2 protein-coding genes are annotated in these 14,859 nt (G+C 40.9%); both read left to right on the forward strand.

What is annotated here, in order from left to right; all coding sequences use genetic code 11:
- Positions 1 to 21 precede the first annotated feature (21 nt).
- Positions 22 to 2,136, forward strand: a complete 2,115-nt coding sequence (locus tag IPI99_08405; GenBank protein ID MBK7340534.1) for a hypothetical protein — start codon at positions 22 to 24, stop codon at positions 2,134 to 2,136.
- Between the two features lie 119 nt (positions 2,137 to 2,255).
- Positions 2,256 to 14,681: a DUF11 domain-containing protein gene (locus IPI99_08410; protein MBK7340535.1), complete on the forward strand. Its 12,426-nt coding sequence runs from the start codon at positions 2,256 to 2,258 to the stop codon at positions 14,679 to 14,681.
- Positions 14,682 to 14,859 lie beyond the last annotated feature (178 nt).

Consider the following 14,859-nt stretch of genomic DNA (forward strand, 5'->3'; position numbering starts at 1 on the left):
TTAAAAGAACGAATGATAAAAATGAAAAATATAAACTCAGTAATCTTTAAATGGTCGGAAAGAGTTCTGCAAACAATTGCTTTGATTGTTTTTGGACTCAATACTTCATTTGCGCAACTGCCTTTGGAATATGGACAATCTGTGATGACTGCAATCCAGAGAGACTTGTGGAATCCATTTCAGGATAATGCACCCAACCTTCCTGTGGTTCAGATTTTTGACGTGAGAAATCGACCGGCTTATTCATCAAGTGTCTGGGCTGCACCAACATATCATCATCCGGAATGGGAATATGGCACAGTAGATGCTACAGGTGTAAAGACTGACAAAATGGGCTCTTTGTTTGGCATTGCTACAGATAGGAATGGCAATATCTATGTGACTGATTATACCACATTAGGCATGGGCTCGGGTACACAGTGTGCAGCAACATTTACAGAAACATGCTTTCAAATGGGCGCTTTCCCTAAAGGGAAAGGTGGTTCTGGGGCTATATATAAAATTGATGGCTCTACAGGAGCAGTAACAGTGCTTGCTACACTTCCCAACGCTAATGTATTTCCTGTATTTGACAAAACCTATACGGGTGACCCTTGTCGTCAATATACAGATCCGTATGGTAGGGTGACTTACTATAGGGCTGGAGAAGACCCTATGAGTGGGAGAAAAGTTGGAGTTGGATTGGGGAATATATGTTATGATAGAGATCATAACCAACTTTTTGTAACCAACAGAGAGGATGGTAAAATATATAGATTATCGCTGTCTGGGGCTATTCTTTCGACATTCGACCCGTTTGCCAATGATGATGGACTAAACGGTATGGCCCCTTTGGGAGAAAGAGTATGGGGAATAGGATATTATAAAGGAAAAGTTTATTTCGGAAGACAGGTTCAAGAAATAGGAACAGCGACACCCAACGAAATATGGTCTGAGGCATTGAGTGCATCTGGTGATTTTGCAGTGCCCAACGGAGAAGTATTGGAAATTACTGTCAATTATCCTGTAAATGCATTTGGACAACCTTATACCGGAAGAAATGGCGGTGATGGCAACTCTTATGTTGCCAATCCAATAACAGATATTGAATTTTCATCAGAAGGTAAAATGTTGGTGACAACAAAGACGATGATCACAGACTTTTGCGAGAGAGCTCATTTCAGTTACACATACGAATATTCACCATCCGGTGCAGGCTGGACTGCACCAAAACTCTATTATACAGGAGATTATTACAATAAATTGAATTCAGCGGGAGGTACGGATTATGGTTATTTGACCTATGATGGGGCCAAAAGTGAAATTGATTTGACAAGCAGGGATCAATTTACCTGGACCACTAGTAATATTATCAATCAAGTGGCTACAAATAGGTTAACGTATGGAGCTGTTGGAATCCCGATAACAGCTACTGGTGATCCGATTACAGGAACAAATATAATTGACTGGGATTCAAACAATAACAATAATGGTAAAGGAAGTTTGGGCGATATAGACGTTTTCCGAGAATTATGCGTAGATACTATTTTTACAGTTTGCAATAATGCGACGGAATCGTTGACATTGACAGCAGAGAACGGTTTAAGCAATGTGCAGTGGTATGACAGTACAAGCAATAGCTTGATAGGTACCGGTGCTACTCTGACTATTGTAGGCACTGAGTCTTTTTTGTCGGATGGCTATGAATCTATATATTATACCGCAAGTGATGCAGACGGATGTCCGTGGGAATTGTGCTGTCTGGTAAGAGTAAAAACACAAGCTTGTGTGGTTTGCTCTACCTCCGGAACGTTCAGTACTCTATGCAATAATAACGGTACTCCTGCCACAAGCTCAGATGATTGGTTTACCTTGACGGTGACAGGCACAGTCACTGATGGAAGTGGAACATATGTGGTAAAAATAGGAGCCTTTACCAGTCCGGTGACAATGAGCGGTACCCCAGTAGTAATAAGTGGTAACGGATTGTTAGGGAACCCGCTGCTGCAAGCAAATGGAAGTAGTACATATATTGTGAGAATTGAAGATGCTGCTGACAGCTCCTGCTTCAGTACAATATCTGTTGGTCCGGTGCAGTCTTGTAGCATTTGCCCGGATCCGAATTGTTTCAATGTGACAAAATCTATTCAGCGTTAAAATTCAAAAATATGAAATACGAAAGTTCATCTTGGATTCTAATGCCAAACATATTAAAAAAATTATTAATATATAATTTACATACAAATTTTTCTCATCTATCTGTAAACAGAATGAAAATGAAAGCTATATCAGTATTATTAAATTCGTTGGAATTTTCCTTACATTACTTTAAGTGGAAATTATCTTTGATTTTATGGCTATTATTATTTGTTTGTTGTTCTCAATTACTTTTGGCCCAACAACCATGTCAGGACGTACCGACTATTTGGGTGTTCGATGAAGATCAAGGAGCAGACAATTATCATCTTTGGTCATTCAGTGATTACAACAACGCTAACGCAACCGGTATAGATTTTGGAAGAGCAAGATATTTCGATCCGATCACAAATGTAATCACAAATTTCCCAACTTCTGGAAATCCTGGGGACATAGAAAGTATGGCAGTCGATCCAACAACAGGAATTGTATATTTAACCTCAGCTGATCGACTTCCAGGGGGGCCATCTGGAACACAAGCATTATGGGCAGCGGACTTGGATACAGTCAATGTGACAAATGGTGTTGTATTCAAATTGGTAGGTCATATTGATGCACAGGGTGACAATGCTTCAGAAAATTTAGCTTATAATAATGGTAGATTATATTTTGCACAAACCAATGGTACAGCATTAAATACAGATACCAATACAGATGGTTTGTCCTATATTACTATCTCAGGGTTAAATCCAAATCCAATGTTAGCAACTAATGCTATACCAGTAGGCCTTTTAACCGGTGCCGGTGCAGATATTTATTATCTTGATGGACTTGAAATTTTACCTGATGGTACCACATACGGAGTGGATGGGTATGACGATCAACTATACACAATAAATTTAAGCACTGGTGCGATTCTTACCGTAAGCGACAACAACCTTAACGGTGGCTTGTCGGGATCAGTTGACATAGAGACAGTTGTCTGGGATCCTGTGAATTCAAAATTGATAGGAGCAGATAATGGAGTTCAGAGATTTGTGGATGTGACTCCGGGAACCAATGGTGGAAACCTTGTGACCTCTGTGTACATTCCAGGAACTCCCGGTCTGCCAACAGATGCAGATTTTGAAGGAAGTGCGATGTATGTCATGTGTTCTCAACCTTTGGTTTGTGATTATTCAATAGATACAATTTGCAATGATGGTACTCAAAGTATAACATTTACGGCGGATGTCGGCATCTCCAATGTTGTTTGGAGAGATAGTACCAGTAATTCTATTATAGGTACAGGGCCAGTATTGACAATAAATGGTACCGAAAGCTATTTGGCAGATGGTTTTGAAGCAATCTACTATACAGGAACTGATGCTTCAGGTTGTCCGGGAGAATTATGCTGCAAAGTTTACGTAGCTACCAAAAACTGTTGCGCGATAAGCGCCACAATTACACCTGGTACCTGTAATGACAATGGAACTCCTTATGATTACTCCGATGATTATTTCGTAGTAACCGTCAATAGTTCCAATACCGGTGCAGGGTCTTCAAATTCCTTTGAAGTTGTACTCGGCGGGGTAGTTATTGGGACGGGAACATACGGCACACCGCTAAACGTGGGGAATGCCACCACACCTCCATTCAAACCGGATGGTAGTACGACCTATTCACTAACAGTGAGAGACGCAGATTTCAATGACTGCATTACACAAACTATTGTTGTAGGACCTGTTCAGCCATGTCCAAGATATTATGACTGGGGAGATCTACCGGATACTAATACAACAGGATCCTATCCAACTAACACCGCCAATGGAGGTGAAGGAGTTGGTCCAAGTCATGAAATCATAAGTGGCATTAAAATAGGATCTACAATCGACTCTGAATCGAACGGTCAACCTAATTCCACAGCAACAGGTGACGGTGCGGATGAAGATGGTGTGACCATGCCAATGTTGGTTGCAGGTGAGGCAGCGACGATTTCAGTCAATGTGATGAACATGACTGGACAAGACGCTAAACTCACTATGTTTATAGATTATAATAAAAATGGGATTCTCAATGATCCGGGTGAAATGTACTCCGCAATCGTGCCGACAGGCACGAATGGTGCGATTAATATTCCGATTGTAGTTCCATCGACTGCTGTTCTAAATATGGACTTGGGAGTTCGATTTAGATTGAGCACAGATATGACTGCCTCTATGCTGCCTACCGGCCCGGCTCCGGATGGTGAAGTTGAGGATTATATGGTAAGCATAATGGGTTATGATTATGGAGATTTGGCCGATTCTGCTTTAGGAACCGGCTCAAGTAATTACGAAACTTTAGATGCTAATAATGGTCCAAATCATAAAATTATTTCGACTTTAAAAATAGGTACTTTAGAAGATGCAGAGGCAGATGGAAACCCTTCAGCAATCGCCAATGGTGATGATGCTTCAGGAACAGATGATGAGGATGGTGTCACAATACCAATGTTAGTGGCAGGAAGCAGCGCAACAATTCCTGTTGTAGTCATGAACATGACTGGATCTGATGCGAAACTTACAATGTTTATTGATTATAATGGTGATGGAGATTTTGATGATGCAGGAGAAATGAGTTCGACCACAGTTCCAACCGGTACTAACGGAACTGTAAATCTAACCACATTAGTACCAATAAATGCGATAACAAATACAAACTTCGGGGTAAGGTTCCGATTGAGCACAGATTTTGCAGCTAGCATGAGCCCGACGGGTTCAGCTCCGGATGGTGAAGTAGAAGATTACATTTCACAAGTGATGGCTTTTGATTATGGTGACTTAGCAGACAGTGGAGCAGGCACAGGCAGCCTCAATTATGAAACTCAAGCTGCAAACAATGGCCCTGCTCATAAGATTATTTCTGGTTTGAAAATTGGAGCTACAGTTGATCCGGAAATTGACGGCAATCAATCTGCATTAGCCACGGGTGATGATTCAAGTAACACGGGAAGTGTAGATGATGAGGATGGGGCTACTTTGCCAATGTTTATAGCTGGAGAAACTGCAACTATACCAGTTGTAGTCATGAATATGACAGGATCAGACGCAAAGTTGACCATGTTTATGGATTTTAATAATGATGGAGATTTTAACGATCTCGGAGAGATGACTTCTACGACAGTTCCTACAGGAACTAACGGTAGTGTAAATCTTACATTAGCAGTTCCTGATAATGCGGTAATTAATACAAATCTTGGTGTTCGATTTAGATTGAGCAACGACTTTACTTCTGCTATGTCCGCAACGGGAGTTTCCTCAAGCGGGGAAGTGGAAGATTATATGGCTTCAGTTATGGGATTTGACAGAGGAGATTTAGCAGATACAGGAGCAGGCACTTCCTCAAACAATTACCAAACAACAAACGCAGACAGTGGTCCATCACATAAAATAATAAGCGGCTTGAAGATGGGTCTCAGTGTTGACCCTGAAGCGGATGGTTCCCCTTCCGTAAATGCAGATGGCGACGATTTCAGTGGGGTTACACCAGATGACGAAGACGGAGTTATTTTACCAGCTTTTGTTACAGGAAATACAGTTTCTGTACCGGTAGTTGTGATGAACATGACTGGAATTACAGCAAAATTGACCATGTTTGTTGATTTTAATAATGATGGCGATTTGGTGGATGCCGGAGAAATGGCTTCCATTAACGTACCATCGGGGACAAATACCACGATGTTGGTTCCTATTGCAGTACCAATTAATGCAGTACCGAATACTCCACTGGGGGTTAGATTCAGATTGAGCACTGATGCTGCAGCGAGCATGAGCCCAATTGGCGCTGCTCCGGATGGAGAAGTTGAAGATTATCTGGTAAGGATTACTGGTCCGGATATTACTCATAACAAATCCATTGTATCTGTCACACAGACATCTGCAAACAATTATTCTGTGGTTTATCAAATTGAAGTGACCAATAGTTCATTAGGTATAGGTTCTTATGGTTTAGATGATGTTCCGAATTTTGATGATGACATTACCATATTATCGTCAAATTATAGTTCAACAGCACCGGGCAATCCTGGCGGGGTATTGGCAGGTTCAGGCCCTTGGACTTTGGCCACAAACCAGACTATAGCAGGAAATACCACACATGTTTATACTCTTACAGTCGATGTCAATATCAATTTGGCCGCAACGTCTGGTGGAGACAATAATTATACTGCATGTGGTGAAACAACTACTGGCAATCCTATATCCGGAGAAGGTTTATTCAATGAATCAGTATTGGATATTTTTGATGATGGAACAGTGGATGAGCGAGATACTGCTTGTGCGGATCTGCCATATATTATTCATGACAAAACTTTTGTAAATGCAGTTCAGACTTCACCAAATACTTGGAATGTAACTTATCATATAGATGTCCAAAATTTAGGTGGAGCAACAGGACAATACAATTTGAGAGACGAACCGGTATTTGAAAATGATATCACAATAAATAATGTTTCTTATACAAGTACAGCTCCTGGAAATCCAGGTTTAGGCTTGCCAACTACTCCACCTTGGAATTTGGCAGCTGACCAATTAATAAATGCGGGAATTACTCATCAGTACACGCTAACTGTAAACTTGACCCTTAATTTGCAGGATCAAGTAACTGGTGATAATCAATATACTGAGTGTGGTACAAGTGTGCCGGGAATCCCTAATCCTGGAGAAGGTCTATTTAATCGTAGTTTACTCGACGTGAATGATGATGGAGTGCCAGATCAAAGAGATAGTGTATGTGCGGATTTACCTTATTTAATCCAGGATAAAACAGTGAGTTCATTGACTCAAATTGGAGGTAATTCATATAGAATAGTGTATCAGGTTCAGGTAAATAATTTAGGTGGAGCGACAGGCACTTACAATTTACAAGATGTACCCGTATTTGATAATGATGTTACCATTTTAGCAGCTAATTATTCAACAGATGCAAGTGGAAATACAGGTAATCCTGGCCCGTCAATTCTAGCGGGCTCAGGTCCGTGGACTCTGGCCACTGATCAATCCATAGCAGCTGGAGGAGTGCAATTATACACACTTACAGTTGATGTAAGCATTAGTTTGCAAGCTGGTAGTGGTGGGGATGATGTGTACACCGCATGTGGAAGCCTCAATCCAGGTGTGCCTTCTGCAGGAGAAGGCTTATTCAACAGATCTTTGATGGATGTGAATGATGATGGAGTCGCTGATCAAAAAGATAGTGTATGCGCGGATATACCTGCAATTGTTCACGAAAAATCAATTGTAAGCACTGTTCAAACAGGTGCAAGAACTTTTGATGTGACTTACAAGATTACAGTTACAAATCAAGGAGGTGCTTCAGGTTCATACAGTTTATCGGACCAACCGGTATTTGATTCTGACATCGTGATAACAGGAGCAAACTTTACATCTGACGTGCCAACAATACCTGGTGGCACCTTGATTGGATCTGGACCTTGGACATTGGCTTCTAATCAGGTGATCACCGCCGGAGATATTGATATGTACTTGATTGTCGTTCATACCTCCATTGATCTGCAAAATGCAGGTCCTGGCGACAACGTTTATACCGAATGTGGTAGTAGCAACCCTTCAAATCCTCAACCCAATGAAGGATTGTTTAATGAATCAAGATTAGATCTGAATAATGATGGAACTCCGGATCAAAGAGACAGTGTGTGTGCAGATTTACCTTATGTGATTCATAATAAGACAGTTGCCAGTATTACTGATTTGGGCAATCATCAGTTTCAAGTAGTATATTATATAGATGTTCAGAATATAGGCGGCGCTACAGGCCAATATGACTTGAATGATATTCCTGGTTTTGAGAATGATTTTCAGGTGTTGAGTGCATCATATGTTTCAAATGCACCTGGACATCCGGCCAACCCAAGCTCGATTGCACTTTCACTTGGTGGTCCTTGGAATTTAGCAGATGATCAAAGTATTCTGGCTTCAGCCAGTCATAGATATACGGTTACAGTTTTAACTACAATTGATTTAGTGGACAGCCCTTCAGCGGGTGATGAAATTTACAATCATTGTGGTACAGCAAATCCTGGTACTCCACAAGCTGGAGAAGGATTGTTCAATAGAACCACTTTAGATGTGAACAACGATGGTGTTCCGGATGATAGAGATACTGTTTGTGCGGATGTCAGCATCTGGGATCTTGCTTTGAGAAAGAAAACAATCACTGCTGGTCCGTATTCTTATGGTCAACCGATTGTGTTCGAAATTACTGTGTTCAATCAAGGAAATGAAACAGCAACCAACGTAGTAGTAAATGATTATGTGCCTTCCGGGTACACATTCCTTGCAAATAATGGATGGACAGGAGTGGCTCCTGCAATAAGTAATACGATTACGAGCAGTATTGCACCTAGAGATAGTGCAAAACTTACATTGGTGTTGACTTTGGCCATGACAAATGGGGGTGTGAACAACTGGATAAATTATTCAGAGATCGCATCTTCCCAAGACTTGGTTGGCAATGACAGGACGAATGATGATATTGACAGTGATGCAGGATCTGACGGTCCGGGCGAACGGGCGGTTACACCTGGAAGCACTGCTGACAATAATATAACTAGTCAAGACAAAGGTGGAGAAGAAGATGACCATGATCCGGCAGGCCTACCTGTGTATGATTTGGCACTCATCAAAAAACCAGCGGGTACTGGACCTTACAGTTACGGTGATTTGGTACCTTTCAATATCTGGATATACAATCAAGGCAATATAACCGCAGATGAGATTCAAGTAGTGGATTACATTCCAACCGGTTTTGAGTTTAATAATGCCTCAAATACTCCGACGTGGACTTATAATTCTGTTACGAGAAAGGCAAATATGACGTGGACTTCTCCAATATTGCCGGGTGATTCATCAATGCTGACTATTTACCTCAATATTGTACCTTCAACCGGTGGTAGATTAAATTGGGTAAATTATGCTGAGATCTTTGGAAGCCAAGATGGCAATGGAAATAATATGAATGATGGAGACATTGACTCCAGACCAAATACAAATCTAAACGATGATCCGGGAGGCCAACCATTGACCTCTGACGATGACAACAAGTCAGGAGATGGCAAAGCAGGACAAGACGAAGACGATCACGATCCTGCATTGATTGAAGTTATTGATCTTGCGCTTCGCAAGACATTGACCACATCGGAGCCTTATAGCTATGGACAAGTTCATAACTTTAGGATAGTAGTGTACAATCAAGGCAATGAATACATGGAAGATGTAGTTGTCACAGACCATGTTCCAACCGGATATTCATTCAATAGTGGAAGTAATCCAGGTTGGAGCGGTGCTGCACCAAGTGTGAACTACACGATAGCAGGACCATTGGCTCCTGGAGATAGTGCTGTTGTCAACCTCTTACTTACTTTGGAAATGACAGATGGCGGTTTGACAAATTGGTTAAATTACGCAGAAATTACTTCAATGAAGGATACAACAGGCGCAGATAGAACTCTGGATGATATTGACAGTAATCCTGGTTCAGATAGCCCTGAAGAAAGAGACGTGATACCTGGAAGTCCAAATGACGACAATATCACAAGTACAGATAAAGGTGGAGAAGAAGATGACCATGATCCGGCAGGTCCAAAAATATTTGACCTTGCTCAAATCAAACAAACTGTGACTGCAGGCCCATATCGTTATGGAGATTTGGTAGAATATAAGATTACCGCTTATAATCAAGGAAATCAAACGGCATATGCTATAAGCACAGTAGACTATATTCCTTGTGGTTTGGAGTTTGAAAACACAGCAGTTAACTTTGGTTGGACATATGATGCAAGCACTAATATGGCTAGGACAACCATGGCATTTGTGATCAATCCTGGTGATAGTGCGGTTAAATCAATTTTCTTAAGAGTAAAACCTTGCTATACCGGTGAAGCAAATGCCTGGACCAACTATGCTGAAATTAAATCAATTTTAGATGGAACCGGAACAGTGGTTACAGACATAGATAGTAACCCAGATATGAATCCAAATGATGATCCGGGCGGTGATCCGGATACACCGGATGATGACAATAAAGATGGTGATGGCAAAGCTGGCGAAGACGAAGACGACCACGATCCATCTAGGATAGAAGTGATCGATTTAGCCTTAAGAAAAGTACTACAAACAGCAGGCCCATACCATTACGGTGATTTACTCACTTTCGGTATTACAGTTAAAAATCAAGGCAATGTGCCAATGGATGAAGTGAATATCCAAGATTATATTCCAACAGGATACAGTTACAATAGTGGTGATAATCCACTTTGGTTAGGTTCATATCCAACTGTTAACTATTGGTATACAGCTAGATTAAACCCTGGCGATAGTGTTACAATTCCTTTGAAGCTTCGCATCATCATGACTCCGGGAGCAGAAAAAGCTTATATCAATTATGCTGAAATAGAGCAAATTGTTGATAGCACAGGTACTAATAGAAATACAGATGACGCAGATAGCAACCCGGGATCAGATGGTCCTGATGAAAGAGCGGTAGAACCGGGAGATCCTGCGGATGATGATATCACAAGTATCGATCGCGGTGGGGAAGAAGACGACCATGATCCAGGTGGAATCGAAGTATTCGATCTCGCTCAGAAGAAATGGACAACACAGACAGGTCCATTTAAATATGGTGACGATGTGACATTTAATATTCGAGTTTATAACCAAGGAAGTATTGTAGCTAATACGATTTCTATTGTAGATTACATACCTTGCGGTTATGAATTTATTGGAGCAAACAATCCGACTTGGACATTCGATAGCGGCTCCAGTAATGCAAGTACAGTGATTGCAGGACCTGTAGTACCTGGAGATAGTGTAACCATCACTCTTACATTGAGAGTAAAGGCATGCTATTCAAATGTTTCGACAGCTTGGACGAACTATACCGAAATTTCTGGTGCTAAAGATCCGGATGGCAATCCTGGAGATGATATTGATAGTGATTCAGACACGAATCCATCAAATGATCCGGGTGGCGAACCTGATAGTCCAAATGATGACAAAACAAATGGAGACGGTTCGAAAGGTGAAGATGAAGATGATCATGATCCTGCAAGAATTGAGGTTTACGACTTGGCTCTCAGAAAGTATATGATCACTCCTGCGCCTTACAGTTACGGACAGACATTGACTTTTGGTGTTACTGTTTACAACCAGGGTAATGTACCAGCAGAGAATGTAACAGTTGTAGATCGTATTCCGGAAGGATACAGTTTTAGTGCAAATAATGGTTGGACGGGAGCTTATCCAACAATCACCAGAAATATTTCTAATAGGATAAATCCTGGAGATAGTGTGGTCCTAGTTCTTGATTTGACATTAGAAAGTGTAACTTCTTCTACATATAGGAGTTGGATAAACTTTGCAGAAGTGTCTGAAGGCAGAGACAGCAATAATGTAGTAAGAGTTGATGCTGATAGTGATCCGAATAGCAATACTCCAAACGAACAAGGTGTTACTCCAAATAGTCCTGGTGATGACAACATTACCAGTAACTCAGATACAGGAGTTGGAAGTCAGGATGACCATGATCCGGCAGGTCCACAAATTGTTGACCTTGCTTTGAGGAAAAAGTATACCGGTACACTGCCAATCACTTATGGTAATATAGTACCATTTACGATTAGTATTTTTAACCAAGGTAATGTGAGTTCAATCAACACTCAGGTGGTTGATTATGTGCCGACGGGATATGAGTTTGTAGCAGCTAATAATGCAAATTGGACATATGACGTGGTTTCACGTAAAGCGACTACCAATTATGCTCCAAAAATTATACCTGGAGACAGTGGTGCCGTTACAATTTATTTGAAAGTGGTTCCTCAACTTGGAAATCAAAATGCCTGGTACAATCTGGCGGAGATAAAGACATTCACAGATTCAACTAATACTCCTAGAGTAGACATTGATAGCCATCCGGATACGGATCCGGGCAATGATGGTGAACCTAAAGATGATGAAATTGATGATCCAAATGATCAGGATGACCATGATCCGGCAACGCCGCCAATTGTCGACCTTGCTCTTAGAAAATGGGTACCAAACGAGAAATTGTTCTACCTACCGGGAGAAACCGTAAACTTTAAAATTACGGTATTCAACCAAGGTAATGTGCCCGCAGCTTCAATAGGATTGCGAGATTATTTGCCAAATGGATTCAGCTTTAATGCAGCGAATAATCCTGGTTGGACATTGATTGGATCAAATCTGGAATATACTCACACAGGATTATTAAATCCTACTGATAGTGTTCAGATTTCATTAAACCTTGAAGTAATCATTCCGGCTTCTAATGTAAGTATTTACTCATGGGAGAATTATGCGGAAGTAAGAAGTATGACAGATACAAGTGGAGTAGATCGTACAAATGATGATGCGGATAGTGATCCTGCTTCTGATTCTCCAAGAGAAAGGGAAGTACATGACGGTGATCCATGGGACAATGTGATCGATGGCAATGGTACTACAGACAGCGGAAATGAAGATGAAGATGATCACGATCCAGATAGAGTTACAGTGACCGCATATCTGGGAGATTATGTATGGGATGATTTGGATGGTGATGGAGTTCAGGATCCAAATGAACCAGGTATCCAAGGAGTCGTTGTTTATTTACATGACTGCAGGGATGGTTCCATAGTGAAAAAAGATACGACAGATGCAAATGGTATTTATGGTTTTGAAGGATTATTCGCAGGAGATTATTTTGTAAGATTTGATTACAGTAAAACTCCTTACTTCAGCAACTATGGATGGACATTCAAAAACAAAGGTGGTGATGACGCGAAGGACAGTGACGTTAATGCCAGCGGAGTTACAGAATGTACACATTTGGATTGGGGAGAGAGAGATAGTACAATTGATGCAGGATTAGTTCAATTAGCCAAGTATGGTGATTATGTGTGGCATGATCGCAATGCCAATGGTATGCAGGATGCTGGAGAAGAAGGTATTGGTCAAATATTAGTTTATTTGTATGATGCAGAAACAAATCTTCCTGTCAGAAATACTATGACTGATAATAATGGGTATTATTTATTTGAAAAGTTGATGCCAATGAGATATTATGCGAAATATGTTGTACCTGGAGGATGGAATGTCACAGATCCAAATTTGGGTCCGGACTTTAAAGACAGTGATGTCGATGGTAGCAATGGATCCGGAACAAACGCCACTACCTATTTAAGTCCTGGTGAAGATGATAGGACATGGGATTTAGGTTTGTGGAAATGTGCATGTATTACTGGAGATGTTTGGTATGATTTGAACAAAGATGGTATCTACCAGCGTGATGATGAGAATGGAATAGCCGGATTGAGTGTAATCATTTACGATGCAATGACAAATCAGATTGCTGGTAAGACGATTACAGGAATCAATCCAAACCAATTCTCTGATGATGGTTACTACCCATGCTTGTGTTTGAAGCCGGGAATGTACTATGTTCAATTTGAACGCCCGGGCAATCTAGCCGCAGGACCTGCATTGGCTGGAACCGATCCGAATATTGACAGTGACATCACTCATGACTACGGAGTCAATACAACACGAAAGTTGACAGTACTCAGTGGTGACCATATACCGAATGTTGGTGCGGGCTTCCAGAACAAAGCAACAGTTGGAAACTTTGTATGGTTAGACGCAAATCTCAACGGTATTCAAGACTCAGGTGAAAAACCTGTAGCCGGTGTAACAGTGAGCGCCTACAAAGTAAGTGGTGCAATTGTGAGCCAGTCCACAACTGACAATTCCGGCCAATACACATTGGATGGAATCGCTCAGGGAGACTATTATGTGAAATTCGCACCACCAAGTCAGTACGGATTTACCAGAGCCCATCAGGGAGTGGATGCAATGGACAGTGATGTGGACGGTACAAATGGTAAAGGAACAACTGAGGTGATGAGAGTACTTACGGACCAGAATTTGACGAATGTGGATGCAGGCTTGATATTGCAAGTGTTGCCATTGGAGTGGTTAAGCTTTGAAGGTAGATACAATGGTGCATTCACGGAGTTGGATTGGAGTACAGGAGTTGAATTGAACAACAGTCACTTTGAGATAGAAAGAAGATACGAGTCAGAGAAAGAATTCATGGTAATCGGAAGAGAAGACGCATCTTCACAATCAGAGTTGAGTTTACATAACTATACGTATGATGATTACAATGTAAGTCAAGCAGGAATCTACTATTATCGAATCAAGCAGGTAGATCTTGATGGCAGCAGTAATTATAGTAAGGTAATTTCTGTTAGGTTAACACAGAACAATGTATTTGAAGTGTTCATTTATCCGAATCCGGTGAATGATAGATTGAGAGTAGATCTTCAGATTGGCGAAGAGAGCAATGTTGAGGTGAAAGTATATGACCAGAATGGAAAGCAGGTATTGTACAATCCATTCGGAGGCAGAATGAAAGCGGGTCGATATACTGAAACAATCAACACTGATTTGTTGGTGCCGGGAAATTACGTGTTGATGATTGAATCCGCCCAAGGCGTGATCAACAAGAAATTTGTAGTGGCGAGATAAGAAAATATCTTAAGAATTTGAAAGGCTGGGTATTTATACCCGGCCTTTTTTTTTTAGTAAGCAAATAAGAAATTTTTAAAGTCTGCGTAGGGGTTATCCCTCATCATTTTGTCTATATAGATGAAATGTTATGTCTCAATGGAATATTTATTCTATTTTATTAAACTTCCATTTATTA

This window comes from Saprospiraceae bacterium (assembly GCA_016710235.1).
In the GTDB taxonomy this organism is placed as follows: domain Bacteria; phylum Bacteroidota; class Bacteroidia; order Chitinophagales; family Saprospiraceae; genus Vicinibacter.

Coding starts and splice junctions, on each gene's coding strand:
- IPI99_08405 (MBK7340534.1), top strand. CDS start 22: ATGAAAAATATAAACTCAGTAATCTTTAAATGGTCGGAAAGAGTTCTG.
- IPI99_08410 (MBK7340535.1), top strand. CDS start 2,256: ATGAAAGCTATATCAGTATTATTAAATTCGTTGGAATTTTCCTTACAT.